Origin of the sequence: Synechococcus sp. H70.2 (genome assembly GCF_047462275.1) — a bacterium.
Classification (GTDB): Bacteria; Cyanobacteriota; Cyanobacteriia; order Thermostichales; family Thermostichaceae; genus Thermostichus.
The window spans coordinates 57,386-72,604 of sequence record NZ_JANSIU010000006.1 but is presented as its reverse complement, the minus strand read 5'-3'; the positions used below and the strand labels follow the sequence as shown (position 1 = coordinate 72,604).

Below are 15,219 nucleotides of genomic sequence, written 5' to 3'. Positions count from 1 at the left end.
GATGCTGACAATTTACACTCTACTATCTATTTCCAAGGTCGTAGCTCTTGGCAAGGATAAAAAGAGTCAGTTTCTGGCAAATCAAGAACTTAGGGAAGGACTATTTTTAAGGTTTTCTTGACCTGAGATGAGGCGGGCGCTTAAGATCCGATCCCCCAGCCTAATTTTGCGCAGCACTTCGATGCCCTCGGTAACATACCCAAACACGGCGTAGCGGCCATCCATGAGGTTAAGGCCAGCGGGGGTAAGATCTGGCTCGGCCATGAAAATGAAGAACTGAGAAGAAGCGCTGTTGGGATCATCAGGATAGCGGGCCATGGCCACCGTTCCTTCAGCAGAAAAGGGGAGGGCCGGCTCCACATCCCACAGGCCCAGTTGATCAAAAGTTTGACCGTAGCGGGGCATGACCTCGCCTTTGGCCCGAATCTCCATGGGGATGGTGCGAACTTTGCCAGTGGCCGGATCCACATAGCCGTCGGCAGGGCCAGGGGGATCCCCCGCTTGCACCAGGAAGAAGTTCTCCACCCGGTCAAAGGTCAGGCCATCGTAGAAGCCCCGCTGCACCAAGTCGGCGAAGTTGCCGGCAGTTATTGGAGCACTGTAGCCATCGAGGGTGATCACCATCCGCCCAGCGGTGGTGTTCAGCTCCACTTCCGCCCGGCCCAGGAGCTGCGGCTTGTCGGCATATTCGGCAGGGATCGCGTAGGGAAAAGCCCCCACCCAGTGGTTTTCCAGGGATCCCAGCTCGTCTATGAGGCGGTCGTAGGCGGCGCGGGCCTCTTTTTTGCCCTTGGATTTGCGCTCCGTAGCTTGGCTAATGAGCTGCAACTCCTGCCGCAGAGCAGCCAGTTGTTCAGAGGCACTGTTTACTCGCTCAGGGGACAGGCTGGCCAGTAGCGGCTCCGCATAGCGATCCAGAAGCCGCTCCACCTGGCGCACATCTCCCCGCACCGCCGACCAGCGGTTGTACTTCAAGTCGCTCTCAATTTTGGTGATGGCCTCATCGATTTCCCAGATCCGGCTGTCTTGGATGGGCAGCGCCCGCCGCAAGAGAGTACGCGGATCCCTAATAGCATCCCCTTGCGGCAGCGCCAGGGCCGGGATCCCACCCAGCCAAACCACCCACAGCAACACCGCAGCTAAGACAAGCCGGAGCGATTTTCTCCCCCACTCCCCCCGATTGGTCTTGCCTCCAACTGCGGATCCCTGCTGGGCACGCTGCGCCATATCCTCACCTGTTGCCGACACTGCTTTTGCTCTCAGCCTGGCATTCTACCGTTGCTGGCGGCAAGCGTTGCTGCAAGAGAAGAGAATGCAAAGGTCAAACGGCCAGGGACCGGCTGTGTCCCCCTCCTACCTGGGAACGACGGCCTCACAGATCCAAGGGTGTGGTGCGAAATTGATCCAAAAGCCCAAAAACAGCTAAGAAGCGACGGGACTGGGGATCCATGCCGGAGCTGTCCATGAGGATGGCCATGAGCAAAGGCTGACGGGCCAGCTCAGCTCGAGGGTTCTCGATGCGGGTGGGGCTTAGAGTTACTGTGGCTGACTGCGGGATCCCTTGCAGATCGGTTACGCGGTTAACTTGCAAGCTGACCTGGGCAGGAGAAAGCTGGGTGACCGGCTGAGGCGGATCCCCTGCTTGCAAGAGGGCAATGTTGAACTCCATCTCCCCCTGGGTGGTGCTGAAACTGCGCGTCAGAGCCCCATTGAAGGTCAAGCGCGTTTGGGATCCCAAAGAAGCAGGGTCGATCCCTGTGCTACTGGAAGAGCCACAGCCGGTTATGGAGATCCCCAGCAGGATCAAGACAATTGCCCAGCCAGTTTCTCGGTTTTGGGGTCTGCTAAGCTGCATTGTTGAAACCTGAAGAATATAGCCGGTAACACAGACAAGCTTGAGGACAGCAGCGTAAACCTACCATGAGAAAAACCCAGGAGCATCGCGGAGAAAAGAACCCAAGTGTATAAGAAAGTACACTATAAGCTTGTTTTCGGGTCGATTGCTTCTATCGACGACGTTTCTGCAAGCTAATTGCTCTCCTTTAACCTTGGCTAGGAAGCCTTCTCTGTCTCCATTTGGGACAGGGCAGGGGTGACGAGGATTGTCCCTACAGAGGTGCCTGTAGCCCGCCTGCGGGTGTAAGCTCTAGAGGGATCCCTCTGGGTGAGGAGGACGGTCGGACATGGCGGCCAAGCAACTGAAGTTCTACTGGAGCCCGCAGTACCAAATCTTTAGTTGTGACGGGGCCAAGCTGGAGGGGCACGGCGCCATTCAAACCAATCCCTCGCATGACTTGGTGCATCTGTTTATCGCCGCCAACGGCAATATGCCCTGGCAGCCGGTAGAAAGCCGCGAGCAAACCTGCTTTGCCGAGTACAACGCCGTGCTCCTGGAGCACCTTTTGGTCAACTGCTTCAACGTAGCGGTGCTGGGATCCATGGCCCCAGAGCAGGTTGTTCCGGAGGCGCGCAAGTTTTTGCAGTGGTTTGTTTCCGAGCACTACGCGCCGTTTCCGGTCTCTGAAGAAGAGGCTTTTTGTTGCTTTGCAGCCCACCTAGATATCGAGCGCATAGTGCGGTTATTCCCCTACTTCTACAGTTTGCGCGCCTGGGAGTGCTTCAGCCCCGATTACCGCAACGAGGTTTACGACTTGGAATTTACTTCCGAAGACGATCCGGTCAGGGAAGCCCCGGAATGGGCGGCAGATCCCAATATCTTGGAGACCCAAGAGCTGGTGCGGCAGAAGCTCGCTGAGGTTGTGGCAGAGGCGAGATCGATCCGGCCCAAGGCGGAGCCCGTTTTCCCGCAAACCTTGTTGGCTTCACCGCTGTCCAATCCCCCAGCCAAGACCAAGCAGAAAAAAGCCGGGCTCGGCTTCAGGCCCACCCCCACCCGTTAATGGTTGATCCCCCCTTCCCGGTTTCATCAAGGGAGAGGGGTTGGGGGCTGACTACTCTGGGCCCACCACCAGGCGGCGGAAGGCCTTCTTGCCCACCTGGAGAACTCGCCCGGCCAGTTCAGAAGCGCTGGTAAACTCCAGGTCGGGATCTTCCACTTTTTGCCCATCCAGCCGCACGGCGCCTCCTTGAATTTGCCGACGGGCCTCGGCGGCGCTCTTGCACAGGCCGGACTCGCGCAGGAGGTAGCTGAGCTTCACCGGATAGGACAAGCCCTCGAGGGCAAAGGTGGGGATGGATCCTGCCTCGACAAGATTGCCTTGCAACACCAGCGCTTGGGCGGTGCGCTGCGCCGCTTCTGCCGCTTCAGGAGAGTGCAACTGGGCCACCAAGGTCTTGGCCAAGAGGATCTGGCGCTGGCGGGGATCCGCCGGCAGCTCTGAGAGGGGCACCGCGGTGAGCAACTCAAAATACCGCTCCACCAGGTGATCCGGCACCTTCTCCAGCTTGGAGTACATGGTGAGGGGATCCTCGGTCAGGCCGACGTAGTTGTTTTTGGACTTGGACATTTTCTGATAGCCATCCAAGCCCTCCAAAAGCGGCACCGTCAGGCAAAGCTGCGGTGTTTGGCCCTTCCAAAGCTGCAGCTCCCGACCAACCAGGAGGTTAAAGCGCTGGTCGGTTCCCCCCAGCTCCACGTCAGCTTTGAGAGCTACCGAGTCATAGCCCTGGAGGAGGGGGTAGAGGAATTCGTGCAGGTAGATGGGTGTTCCCGAGCGATAGCGCTGGGCAAAGTCTTCTTTGGCCAACATCTGCCCCACTGTCATCTGGGCCTGCAGCTCGATTAGCTCGCTTAGGGTGAGGCGGGCCAGCCACTCGCTGTTGCGGCGCACCTCCAGCCGGCCAGGGGTCTCAAAGTCCAAAATCTTGGCAGCTTGCTCCAAATAGGTGCGGGCATTTTCCTCCACTTCTTCTGGGCTCAGGCGGGGACGCGTCTCCGACTGGCCAGTGGGATCTCCCACCAGCGCCGTAAAATCCCCAATCAGCAAGATGGCCACATGGCCGGCATCCTGGAATTGGCGCAACTTGCGCAAGACCACCGCATGGCCCAGGTGCAGATCTGGCCGCGTGGGATCGATGCCCAGCTTTACCCGCAAAGGGCGATCCGTTTTGGCCAAGCGCTCCGCCAGGGCTGCCGCTCCCCCCGGAAAGATCTCGGCCACCCCCCGCTGGACAATCCCGGCAATACAGGGATCCTCTAGCGCCGAAGAGATAGGAGTAGGCTCCATTCCTGGATTGAGAGGCAACATGAGTCATTTTAATCCCATCCGCCCCGTCGGCTCTGCCTTGCCTAGAGGTGGAAGGGATCCCCTGCTGGCCCAAGAAGCGCCGCCCTATAATGGGTCAGGCTTAGGGTTCCCCGCAGCCCTGAAGTAACGGAGTTTTTGAGGTGACCTACAGTCGCAGACCCCTGCGGGCGCCGCGGCACCTTCCTAGGCGCCGCTTTCCCCGCCTGGACTACGACGAGTACACTGACGAGGTCCCGCCCACCCGCCTCTCTTGGATGGCCCAGGTCGCCGGCACGGTGGGCAACCTGTTGCTGGGATCCCTGCTTTTGGGCTCTACGGCAACAGCTGCCGGTTTGGTGGGGTTGGCCATCAGCTTCCGCAACTTGCCCGATGTGCGCCAACTGCGGGACTACGTGCCGGCGGCCACCACCCACATTGTTGATATTCACGGCGAGCCGATAGCCAGCCTGCACGGGGAAGCCAACCGGGAGGTGATCTCGCTGGAGGAGGTCTCGCCGGAGATGAAGAAGGCGCTGCTGGCCATTGAAGATAGCCACTTCTACACCCACCCCGGCGTCAACCCGGTCAGCTTGGGTCGGGCCCTTCTGGGCAGTGTTGAGGGGGGCTTGGGTTCTGCCGGGGGCGGGTCCACCCTGACGATGCAACTGGTGAAGAACCTGTTTTTGAGGCCGGAGCGCACTCTTAGCCGCAAGGTGGCGGAGATTGTGCTGGCGGTGCGGCTGGAGCAAGTCTTCACCAAAGACGAGATCCTAGAGATGTACCTCAACCAGGTGTACTGGGGGCACAACCTCTACGGCATCCAGGCGGCAGCCCGCAGCTACTTCAACAAAGATGCGGCGGAACTGAACTTGGCGGAAGCGGCAATGTTGGCCGGGATCCTGCCGGCCCCGGAAATCCTCAGCCCCTTTCGCAACCTGGAAGGAGCCAAGCGAAGGCAGCGGCTAGTGCTGGATCGCCTGGTGGAGCTAAAGTGGATTACCCCAGAAGAAGCCCAGGCAGCCCGCGAGCAGAAACTGACCTTGGGCCGCATCACCTCCTTTCAGAGCAACGCCCCGGCCGTCACCGACGCCATCGAGGCCGAGCTGCGGCGTCGCTACGGCGAGCAGGCAATTTTCCAGGGAGGACTGCGGGTGCAGGCCACCATTGACCTGCGGCTGCAACGCCTGGCAGAGCGCATTGTCAACGAAGATGGGCCCCGCATTGCCGCCGCTCGCCGTGCCAATCAGATGGCCCTAGCGGCGGTGGATCCCCGTACCGGCTATGTCAAAGCCCTGGTGGGCGGCATCAACGCCCAGCGGGGCCAATTTAACCGCGCCACCCAAGCCTTCCGCCAAACGGGATCCACCTTCAAGCCCTACGTGTACTACGCGGCCCTGGCTACCGGCCGCTACACACCCTACAGCATCCTCTACGACACTCCCGTCACCTATCCCGGCTCACCCCCCTACAGCCCCAAAAACTACGACAACACCTTTTACGGCCCCCTCACCTTTGCCCGCGCCTTGGAGCTTTCCCGCAACGTGCCCACCGTCAAGCTGGCGGATGAGGTTGGGATCCGCAACGTCATTGCAGCGGCCCGGGCCACGGGCATCAGCGCCGAGATGTTCCCCAACCTGGCCACAGCTCTGGGCTCGGCCAGCGTCAGCCCCCTGGAGATGGCGGCCAGCTATGCGGTGTTTGCCAATGGCGGCTACCGGGTGGAGCCAACTCTCTTGGCCCAGGTGGTGGATCGCAACGGCCAAATCCTCTTCGAGGCCCGACCGAAACCAAAGCGGGTGTTGGATCCCTGGGCAGTGGCCACTCTCAACCAGATCCTCAAAGGGGTGGTGACCCGGGGCACTGGGACAGCAGCTCGCTTGGATGACGGAAGGCCGGTAGCGGGCAAAACCGGCACCACCTCGGATTTCCGCGATGCTTGGTTCATTGGCTATGTGCCGCAACTGTCCACTGCCATTTGGATGGGCAACGATGACAACTCTCCCATGCTGCCCGGCACAGCAGGGGGGGCTTTTGTCGCCCCCACCTGGAAGCGCTTCATGACCGAGGCCCTGCAAGGGATCCCCCCCGAAGACTTTCCCAGCCCCGACCAATTTCCCCCTCCCCAGCCATGAGCAATAGCGAGGAGCGGCTGGCGCGCATCGAGCGCACCGTTGAGGCCAATGCCCAGGCCATTGCCCAGCTGGCTCGGCAAAACCAAGAGGTGCTGCAGACCATTGCCGGCACCGAAGAGCGCATTGCCAGAGCTGAGGAGCGCATCGCCAACGCCGAGGAGCGCATTGCCAGGGCAGAAGAACGTCTGGAAGCTGAGGTCAAACGCTGGGACGAGCGGTTTTTCCAGCTCAGCCGTGACACCCTCAACTTCACCCGCAATGTGGTTACCATTGCCGCCATCACAGCGGTTTTAATCCCGCTGCTGCGGGATGTCGCCCCCCTGCTGATTGAACTGCTGCAGCAGGGATCCCGTTAGTTCCATAGCTCTTGCCGGGGGAAGGGACTATTGGGCCCCTCCCGCGCTGGGGCGCAGGATCAAAGCGTAGTGATTCTGAGTTACACTAAGACTGGAAAGAAAGGTAACGCCTTTGTCGGGTGTAGCGCGGCCTTCCTGGCGTCCTTTCTTGCATTTTTTGCCCAAGACACAGAGGACAGACGATTATGGCTTTTGAACTCCCACCTCTGCCCTACCCTGCCGACGCGCTTCAGCCCTACATGTCGGCAGAAACCTTCTCCTACCACCACGGCAAGCATCACGCTGCCTACGTGGCCAACCTAAACAAGCTGATCGAAGGCACTGAGCTGGCCAATAAGTCCCTAGAAGAAATTATCAAGACCACGTTTGGGGATCCCGACAAAGTGGGCATCTTCAACAATGCCGCCCAGGTCTGGAACCACACCTTTTTCTGGGAATCCATGAAGCCAGGTGGGGGCGGCGCACCGACAGGGCCCATTGCCGACAAGATCAACGCTGATCTGGGCGGCTACGACAAGTTTGTCGAGGCCTTCAAAACGGCGGCGGCCACCCAGTTTGGCAGTGGCTGGGCTTGGCTGGTGCTGGACAACGGCACTCTCAAGGTCACCAAAACCCCCAATGCCGAAAACCCCCTGGTGCACGGCCAAGTGCCCTTGCTCACCCTGGATGTGTGGGAGCACGCCTACTACCTGGACTACCAAAACCGGCGGCCTGACTACATCAGTGCCTACCTCGAGCATCTGGTGAACTGGGATGCTGCCAACGCCCGGCTGGCGGCGGCCTGACTCTACCTGTTCTGGGATCCCTTGACAGGGGATCCCCTGGAAGACTAGCTCCGCCTTGGCCAGCTAAGCAAGCCAGTAGGACTCTTTTAAACGGATTTGAGGGATCCCTAGTTGTTGGGGATCCCTTCGGTCTTTTTCCTAGGGCTCCAGCTCTCTCTGCTGTTTGGGCAATGGGGCCTAGTTTTCGAGGTACCTCGAAGCTGGAGGAATCTGATAGACTCAGGCGGGCGCTTGGCCGAGTCGGAGGGTTGCTGTCTGTTGGGTAGTGACGATGGCTAACTGGCTGCCAATTTCAAGGATCCCTCTGGCCCTGCTCGGCCCGGTGAAAGACCCAGTGCTGGTGTTTCTGATCCTCCTGACGATCATGCTGGTGGCCCCGCTGCTGTTTGAGCGGCTGCACCTGCCCGGGATCATCGGCCTGATCCTGGCCGGGTTGGTGGTAGGGCCCTACGGCTTGGGCATCTTGCAGCGGGACGGAACCATCGTCTTGTTGGGCACGGTGGGGCTGTTGTTTCTCATGTTCATGGCCGGCTTGGAGACCAGCCTGGAGGATTTGAAGCTCAACGCCGGCAAGGCCAGTGTCTTCGGGGTGCTCACCTTTCTGTTGCCAATGGTGATCGGCACGGCGGCCATGCTGGCCTTGGGGTATGACTTTCTGGCGGCAGTGCTGGTGGCCTCGTGTTTTGCCTCCCACACCCTCATTGCCCTGCCGATTGTCTCCAAGTTGGGCCTGATGCGCCTGCAGGCGGTAACAGCCACCCTGGGGGCGACGTTGATTACCAATGTCTTGGCGCTGCTGGTGCTGGCGGTGGTGGCGCGCGCCCATCAAGGGGAGCTGACACTGCAATTCTGGCTGACGCTCATCCCCTCGATTGCCCTCTACATGTTTGCCACCCTCTGGGGGGTGCCCCAGCTGGGCGGTTGGTTTTTCCGGCGCTTTGGCCACGATGAGGGGGCGGAGTTTACTTTTGTGATTGCCACCTTGTTCGTGGTGGCCTACGGGGCGGGGTTGATTGGCATTGAGTCGGTGGTGGGCGCCTTTTTGGCTGGGACGGCCATCACCCCCCTCATTCCCCAGCTCAGCCCCCTCATGAACCGGATTCAGTTCCTCGGCAACACCTTGGTTTATACCGTTTTTCTTGATCTCGGTGGGGATGCTGATCAACCCCAGCATTCTCTTGGGCGAGCCACGCACGCTGCTGGTGGGCGGAGTGATGATTGCCGCGGAGGTGGTGAGCAAGTTTTTGGCGGCTTGGATCCCGGCCCAACTGTTTGGCTGGCGCTTGGCCAGCGCTATGGTCATGTTCGGCCTGTCGGTAGCGCAGGCGGCGGCTACTTTGGCGGCAATCACGGTGGCTTTCAACGTGAAATTGGTGGATGAGCTGACGGTGAACGGCACCATCGCCATGATCCTGATTACCTGCATTGCCTCGCCTTGGATCGTGGCCCGCTGGGGTGAGCGACTCCAGCCTGTAGAGGTGGCGGCAGAAGCTGGTAACCTGCCCCAGCCAGCCTGGGGATCCCGCGTCCTGGTGCCGGTGGCCAACCCTGACACCGAGAGCAACCTGCTGCGGTTGGCTTTGATTCTGGCCAAGAAAGAAGGGGGGACGCTGCTGCCGCTGCACGTTTTGTCTGACCGTGCCGGGAGCTCTGGCCCGACAGGAGCAGTTGTTGACCTTTGCAGAGGCCCTGGCCCACAGCGCCGCTGCTCGAGTGGAAGCCATTCGGCGGGTGGATGATGATCATTCGCTCGGCAACGGAACGGCAGGCAACCTTGGTGATCCTGGGCTGGAAGGGCTACTCCACCTACGCGGAAAATTTCTTTGGCAGCATCATCGACGCAGTGGTGCGGCAGGTGGGGATCCCGGTGCTGATTACGCGCTTCCCCGTCCCCATCGAGACAACACAGCGCATCCTTTTGGCAGCCCCAGAGTTGGAAGTGTCTCCCAGATCCCTGCAGCAGACGATCGGGCTGGCGCAGACGCTGGCCGAGGAATTGAAGGCGGCGCTGCAGATTCTCCTGGTGCAAACCCGACCGCCACGGGAGCGCTCTCCAGCCCTGGTGGCGGCAAGCTATGCCCATCTGCCGCTCCAACGGGTGCAAGGAGGGCTGGTGGCCGAGGTGCTGAAGGCGCTGCAGCCGGGGGATGCATTGGTAAACCCGCAGCCGCTCCCGTCTGGGCCGCGAGCCGGAGATCATCGCCCGTAACCGGCCTAACCTTCCCATCCTTGTGGTGCATTGGCCTGCTGCCTCCCCGGCACGGCCGCAGGAGGGCGGGATCCCCCTTGGTCCTGATGGCGGGTTGCAGCCCTTGTGTGAACGCCGCCCCGGCTCCCCTGATAAACTGGGATCCCCAGGGGGGATGTCGCTAAGAGCAGAGGGGTATGGTTGCCTATTTGCTGGAAGTCGGCTGTGAAGAGCTGCCGGCCAGTTTTGTCGATTCGGCCCTAGAGCAGTGGAGGAAGGGGATCCCGGCCTCTTTGGCAGAAGCCCATCTGCAGGTCGAGGAGATGCAGCTTTTCGGCACACCGCGCCGCTTGGCAGTTCTGTTGCGGGGCCTGCCCACCCAGCAGCCGGATCGCACCCTGGAGGTGAAGGGGCCACCGGCTCAGGTGGCCTACCAAGATGGCCGGCTCACCCCTGCCGGGGAAAAATTTGCCCAGAAGCAGGGGGTGGATCCCGCCAGCCTAGAAATCCGACAGGTGGGCAAGGGATCCTTTGTCTTTGCCGTGCAGCGGGTGCGGGGGCGGCCGACGGCAGCGGTGCTCCAGGAATTGGTGCCCACCTGGATCACCACCTTGAGCGGCAAGCGGCTAATGCGCTGGGGCCATGGAGGGTTCAAGTTTCCCCGCCCCATCCGCTGGCTGGTCTCCCTCTGGGACGATCAAGTGCTGCCTTTGCTCTGGCCCACCCCTGAGGGCAATCCTCTGCCGGGCGTGGTGGCGGGTCGAGTTAGCCGTGGCCACCGCGTTTTGGGATCCCAGCAGGTTGTCCTGGAGCGGGCCGAGAGCTATGTTCAGCAAATGCAAGCAGCTGGCGTCAACCCTGACCCGGCGGCACGAGCGGCCCAGATCCAGGCGGAGGTGACCAAGCTGGCCAAGCAGGTGAACGGGCGAGCCCAGATCCCCCCTGTTCTGCTACAGGAGGTGGTGCAGTTGGTGGAGTGGCCAACGGCCGTTCTGGGGCGCTTTGAGCCGGAGTTTTTGCAATTGCCCCCTGCGGTCATCGAGACGGTGATGATCACCCACCAGCGCTACTTCCCGGTGCGGGATGGCCGGGATCCCGAGAAATTGCTACCCTACTTCATCACCATCTCCAACGGCGACCCCCGGCAAGCGGAGCGGATTGCGGCAGGCAACAGCCGCGTGGTGCGGGCGCGCCTAGCCGATGCCCGCTTTTTCTACGAGGAGGATCGCCGCATCCCCTTGGCCCAGCGGGTGGAGCGGCTGCAGGCGGTTACCTTTGCCGAAGGGCTGGGATCCATGCGCAATAAAGTGGAGCGCATCCGCCGCATCAGCCGCCTCATCGCCACTGCCTTAAATCTGGATCCCCAAGAACAAGCCTTAGTAGATCGCACGGCTTACCTGTGCAAGGCGGATCTGGTTACCCAAATGGTGTACGAGTTCCCGGAGCTGCAGGGGATCATGGGCGCCGAGTACGCCCGCCATGACGGCGAGCCGGAAGCCGTGGCAGAGGGGATCGAGCAGCACTACTGGCCCCTGGGGGCAGGGGAGGCTCTGCCCACCTCTTTGACTGGGCGGGTGGTGGGCTGGGCAGATCGCCTGGACACCTTGGTGGGCATGTTCCACCTGGGGCAGATCCCCACGGGTTCTTCGGATCGCTTTGCCCTGCGGCGGGCTGCCAACAGCCTGGTGTTGATTGCCTGGGAGGCCGGCTGGAGGTTGGATGTCAATCAGCTCCTGCGCCAGCTGGTGCAGGAGTATGCGGCGGGAAATGAAAAGACCTTAAAGGCCTTGCAGGAGTTTCTTGCCCAGCGGCTGCAAATCCTTCTGCAGGAGGAAAAGCAAATCGACTACGACTTGGTCAGAGCGGTGGTCGGGGATCCAGAGTCTGTCCACAGCGAGGATCCCCAGAAAGCGGAACTGACCTTGCGGGCTTTGAGCAACCTGCCCCTCACCCTGCTGCGGGCCGAGTACTTACAACATCTGCGAGCTACTGAAGAATTGGTGGATCTCTACCCCACCCTCAACCGCTGCGCCCGCCTGGCCGCCCAAGGGGACTTGGACTACGCCGTGCTGGATCCGGCGGCTGCCGTGGATCCCAGCCTGTTTCAGGAGGCGGCAGAACGGGAGCTGTACGAGGCCTGTCAAAGGGTTTACCGGCTGGGGGTGGAGCCAGCCTTACAGGGAGACTTTACCCCGCTGGTGGAGGGTCTGCAGGCAGCAGCCCCTGCAGTGGATCGCTTTTTCGAGGCGGTTTTGGTCATGGATCCGGATCCCAGCCTGCGGACCAACCGGCTAAACCTATTGGGGATATTGCGCAACCAGTCCCGCCTGCTGGGAGATATGGGGGCTGTAGTCATGGCAGGGGAAGCTGCGCCAGAAAAGAGCCGCTAGCTGCCGGCTGGCTCTTCCCTTTGCGGGAGAGTGGAATTATCCAAGAAAGCACAAGCATTGCTGCAAGGCCCGCTGCACCGAGCCCAGGTAGCCCTCTCCGAACAGGTTGAGATGGTTAAGCCAGTGGTAGAGCTGGTAAAGAGGCTTGCGCCGGGAATACCCCTCATCCAGCGGATAGGCTTCTTGATAGGCCTGGTAGAACTCCGGTGGAAAGCCGCCAAAAAGCTCGGTCATCGCCAGATCCGTCTCCCGATCCCCGTAGTAGGTGGCCGGGTCGAAAATCACCGGCGAGCCATCGGGCAAGGCGCCGTAGTTGCCACCCCAGAGATCCCCATGGAGCAGAGACGGGACGGGCCGGTAGTCCCGAAAGAAAGTCTCCAGCTCTGCCATGACCCGCTCGGCTTGGGCTACCCACGCGCCGCGGTAACCCCGCTGGCAGGCCAGCTTGACCTGGTAGAGCAGTCGCTGTTCCCGGTAGAAGTCCAGCCAGTTCTGCCGCCAACTGTTGATCTGCGGCGTCGAGCCGATGGTGTTGTCGCGATCCCAGCCGTAGCTGCCGTTGGGGGAGAGCGTGCGGTGCAACTGGGCCAACTGGGATCCCAGCAGACTTCCCGTTTGAGGGCGGGGCGAGGTCAGCTCCAGGTATTCCAGCACCAGGTAAGCCTGCCCATCTAGGGATCCCCAGGCAATCGGCTGCGGCACCCGCACGGCGTTGGCTGCTGCCAAGGCTTGCAGGCCCGCCGCCTCTGCTGCAAACATCTCCAGTGCCCCCCCTCCCCCGCGCGCCACTTTAACAAAGTAGTCCCTTGTTGCCTGGGCAGAAGGAGTCTGGAGCGCACAGGAAAACCGATAGGCGGCGTTGATGCTGCCCCCGCCCACAGGACGGAAGTGGAGGGGACGTAAGGGATCCCCTGTAATTTCAGAAAGGTGCTGGGCAATAGCCTGCCAAAAATGCTGCATCAGTACGCTATTCTCCTTCCGTAGGCGCCGCTGCCTCAGGATCCAAAACAGCCCCTGCCCCGTAAAAGTCGAGATCAATGGCTTGGGATCCCCCCGTCGCCAACAGATCCATCAGGGATCCCAGCCGCCACCAGATCAATCCTGCCGTACTGAAGACAAGGATCCCGCCGACCAAGGCAGCCAAAGCCAGGGATAAGCCAAACACGTGCAAACAGGCAGCCACAAAGCCAAAAGTAAACCCACAGCAGAGGATATAGGTAAGGATCACCCCTGCTGTGCGGTAGCGAATCTGGCCTTGGCGCTCTCGGTTCCGCTGCCAGAGGGCTACCTGGTATTCCAACTTGTCCTTAAAGATGAGGCCGAAAATAACAGCAAAGAAGCTAAACAGGGCAATGGCCGAGTAGATAGGGGGGTTGACAAAGCTACGGGAAAACTCGCTGCTGACGTAGAGGGACTCCATGAGGCTTACCTGATCCAAGTCTCCCCTAGCTTAACATTCCTTAGCATCTTCTGCTTCCGAGGCAGTACCTACAAGAAGCCGGAAGGGGCCGAGCCATCGCGGCCACCTTCTCTTAGGCGACCACTTGGGGCATCAGTTGCTCAACCAATAGGAGCAGCGTATTAGCCACAGAGGCCGGCTCTTGGGCATTTAAGGTCGTGTGGGGAATCGAGCCATCTTGGTTGTTCAAGATCAGCAGAATGTCTTCCGGATCCCAGGCATTCGGGTGATCGACATGGGTGATCCCGATAACTGAGGGAGCACTTGTCCTAGCTCTCATAAAGGCTTGAATGGCCTGGGCATTGCGAAACTGGCCGGGCAGGTGGGCGGGTACCAAAAGAATATATCCGTGGGCACGCCTAATCAAAATATCCCACATAAAGCTAAAACGGGCCTGGCCGGGGGTGCCGTAGAGATGTAGCCACATCTCTTCTTCCTCTTCGCCAATTCTCAGGCGGCCAAAGTCCATGCTGACCGTTGTGCTCTTCTTAAGTTCTGCCACCTCATCGGTGGCCTTGCGATCCGTATCGACCACTTCGATCTCGCTAATGGTGCGAATAAAAGTGGACTTTCCAGCTCCCACCGGCCCGGTTACAACAATGCGGAGAATATTGTCCATAGCTCTCAGCTCCAAGCCCCCAGTGCAGGCCCACCTATCCCAACCCAATTAATTAAGATTAATCAAGAGGAAGCTAAGCTGTTAGCCCCGGTAGCGATCAAGCGCTTAAACAAAGCCTCGCTCATGCCTGTTTCTTGCTGTACAGCATTATAGGCCACCTCAAGATAGGCCTGCTCAATAAAGGAAAGGTCGATCATACAAACTTTGCTTAGGCTCATCCGCAGTTGTTCGGGCTTGCCCTCTTTGACCAGCCGACGACTCACCTCCTGGACAACCGTCGCCATGGCCGGCACCACGTGTTGAGGGCCAATGCCAACGCGCACATGAACTAGGCCAATTTTCCAGCGGCGATCGGCATACTGGGGACCCCAGTTGTCCATGCCTGTGAACATTTCCTTAAACCAGTCGGCAAAAGTCTGACCCAGCCGCTGCCGGTTATGCTTGGCAATGATGGCCGCCATCTCGGCATCGCGATCCAAATAGCTGTAAAAGGTATCCGACATTTCTGCGGCAATGCTGCTGCCCCAGTCGGCATTTTGCTGCAAAACCTTTCTGTCTTCGTCTGTAAATTGGGTACGCGAGATTAAGACTTGCAGCAGCTCCAAAGGTTTGATAGCCATAGTTCCCTCAGAATCAGGTCAAAATCAAGCTCAGCTTCCCTGCTCTCTACTTCATGGCTTCCGCAATGCTTGCTGCGGCTCGCTTCATCTCCAAAAACAGCAAACCCTGCTTTACTTCATCACTAGCAATTGTCAACAGTACAGCATCGGGGCCGCAACTGGTTAAAACTCCATATCCCTTTTCTCCCTGCACAAGGACCCTCTCTATGGTTCCACGACCCAACTCTTTCCCAATCCGCTCCCCCAAAGAAAGCATGGCAGCAGACATAGCCGAGGTTCTCTCCTCGTCCATGCCTACGGGCAAGGCGGATGCCAATGGCAGCCCATCAGGAGTAACCACAGCCGCTCCTTGAATTCCTGGCGTGCTGGAAACGTAGTTCTGCAGAATTGCCTGCAAAGAGGATAAGTTAGCCATCCTTTCTCTCCCCGCTCTCAGTCCTTCTTGTCATTTTTCCATCTGTTCCTATACCTGCTGCAGAAGAT

General features: G+C 59.8%; 16 protein-coding genes. 8 read left to right on the top strand and 8 right to left on the bottom strand.

What is annotated here, in order from left to right; all coding sequences use genetic code 11:
• Positions 1 to 81 precede the first annotated feature (81 nt).
• The gene (locus NW822_RS07515) at positions 82 to 1,227 is read right to left on the bottom strand and encodes a peptidylprolyl isomerase (RefSeq protein ID WP_414404033.1); all 1,146 of its coding nucleotides are present in this window, start codon (positions 1,225 to 1,227) and stop codon (positions 82 to 84) included.
• 145 nt (positions 1,228 to 1,372) lie between these two features.
• Positions 1,373 to 1,855, bottom strand: coding sequence for a hypothetical protein (locus NW822_RS07510; RefSeq protein WP_414359785.1), 483 nt, complete (start codon positions 1,853 to 1,855; stop codon positions 1,373 to 1,375).
• A gap of 328 nt (positions 1,856 to 2,183) precedes the next feature.
• On the opposite strand from NW822_RS07510, the gene NW822_RS07505 reads away from it, so the two are divergent.
• Positions 2,184 to 2,900, top strand: a complete 717-nt coding sequence (locus NW822_RS07505; RefSeq protein WP_414404032.1) for a hypothetical protein — start codon at positions 2,184 to 2,186, stop codon at positions 2,898 to 2,900.
• Positions 2,901 to 2,951: 51 nt separating this feature from the next.
• Here NW822_RS07505 and tyrS read toward each other — a convergent pair whose 3' ends face one another.
• Positions 2,952 to 4,187 carry a tyrosine--tRNA ligase gene (gene tyrS, locus NW822_RS07500; RefSeq protein WP_414360075.1) on the bottom strand — a complete coding sequence of 412 codons (1,236 nt, stop codon included), beginning with the start codon at positions 4,185 to 4,187 and terminating at the stop codon, positions 2,952 to 2,954.
• Positions 4,188 to 4,348: 161 nt separating this feature from the next.
• Between tyrS and NW822_RS07495 the strand changes: the two genes are divergently transcribed.
• From NW822_RS07495 to glyS, 7 genes are all read left to right on the top strand, one after another.
• Positions 4,349 to 6,319 carry a transglycosylase domain-containing protein gene (locus tag NW822_RS07495; protein WP_414404031.1) on the top strand — a complete coding sequence of 657 codons (1,971 nt, stop codon included), beginning with the start codon at positions 4,349 to 4,351 and terminating at the stop codon, positions 6,317 to 6,319.
• Positions 6,316 to 6,675, top strand: a complete 360-nt coding sequence (locus tag NW822_RS07490) for a hypothetical protein (RefSeq protein WP_414359780.1) — start codon at positions 6,316 to 6,318, stop codon at positions 6,673 to 6,675. The genes NW822_RS07495 and NW822_RS07490 overlap by 4 nt, the downstream gene beginning before the upstream one ends.
• 185 nt (positions 6,676 to 6,860) lie before the next feature.
• Positions 6,861 to 7,460, top strand: coding sequence for a superoxide dismutase (locus NW822_RS07485; RefSeq protein WP_414359777.1), 600 nt, complete (start codon positions 6,861 to 6,863; stop codon positions 7,458 to 7,460).
• Positions 7,461 to 7,731: 271 nt separating this feature from the next.
• Positions 7,732 to 8,841, top strand: a complete 1,110-nt coding sequence (locus NW822_RS07480) for a cation:proton antiporter (RefSeq protein WP_414404030.1) — start codon at positions 7,732 to 7,734, stop codon at positions 8,839 to 8,841.
• Positions 8,813 to 9,199 (top strand): hypothetical protein, encoded by a 387-nt coding sequence (locus NW822_RS07475; RefSeq protein WP_414404029.1) that lies wholly within the window; start codon positions 8,813 to 8,815, stop codon positions 9,197 to 9,199. The genes NW822_RS07480 and NW822_RS07475 overlap by 29 nt, the downstream gene beginning before the upstream one ends.
• Positions 9,196 to 9,669 carry a universal stress protein gene (locus NW822_RS07470; RefSeq protein WP_414404028.1) on the top strand — a complete coding sequence of 158 codons (474 nt, stop codon included), beginning with the start codon at positions 9,196 to 9,198 and terminating at the stop codon, positions 9,667 to 9,669. Before NW822_RS07475 ends, NW822_RS07470 begins: the two co-directional genes overlap by 4 nt.
• 176 nt (positions 9,670 to 9,845) lie before the next feature.
• Positions 9,846 to 12,038, top strand: coding sequence for a glycine--tRNA ligase subunit beta (glyS, locus tag NW822_RS07465; protein ID WP_414404027.1), 2,193 nt, complete (start codon positions 9,846 to 9,848; stop codon positions 12,036 to 12,038).
• A 36-nt stretch (positions 12,039 to 12,074) separates the two neighbouring features.
• On the opposite strand, the gene NW822_RS07460 is transcribed toward glyS, so the two are convergent.
• The 5 genes from NW822_RS07460 to NW822_RS07440 all read right to left on the bottom strand — a co-directional run bounded on the left by NW822_RS07460 (position 12,075) and on the right by NW822_RS07440 (position 15,151).
• Complete coding sequence (locus NW822_RS07460; RefSeq protein WP_414404026.1) at positions 12,075 to 12,998, bottom strand: fructosamine kinase family protein; 924 nt, start codon at positions 12,996 to 12,998, stop codon at positions 12,075 to 12,077.
• A gap of 7 nt (positions 12,999 to 13,005) precedes the next feature.
• Entirely contained in the window at positions 13,006 to 13,458 is a 453-nt protein-coding gene (locus NW822_RS07455; RefSeq protein WP_414404025.1) for a hypothetical protein, read from the bottom strand.
• A 112-nt stretch (positions 13,459 to 13,570) separates the two neighbouring features.
• On the bottom strand, positions 13,571 to 14,116 hold the full coding sequence (locus NW822_RS07450; protein ID WP_414359769.1) for a GTP-binding protein: 546 nt from the start codon (positions 14,114 to 14,116) through the stop codon (positions 13,571 to 13,573).
• Positions 14,117 to 14,178: 62 nt separating this feature from the next.
• Positions 14,179 to 14,736 carry a protoglobin domain-containing protein gene (locus tag NW822_RS07445; RefSeq protein ID WP_414359766.1) on the bottom strand — a complete coding sequence of 186 codons (558 nt, stop codon included), beginning with the start codon at positions 14,734 to 14,736 and terminating at the stop codon, positions 14,179 to 14,181.
• A 46-nt stretch (positions 14,737 to 14,782) separates the two neighbouring features.
• Positions 14,783 to 15,151 (bottom strand): roadblock/LC7 domain-containing protein, encoded by a 369-nt coding sequence (locus tag NW822_RS07440; RefSeq protein ID WP_414359763.1) that lies wholly within the window; start codon positions 15,149 to 15,151, stop codon positions 14,783 to 14,785.
• Positions 15,152 to 15,219 lie beyond the last annotated feature (68 nt).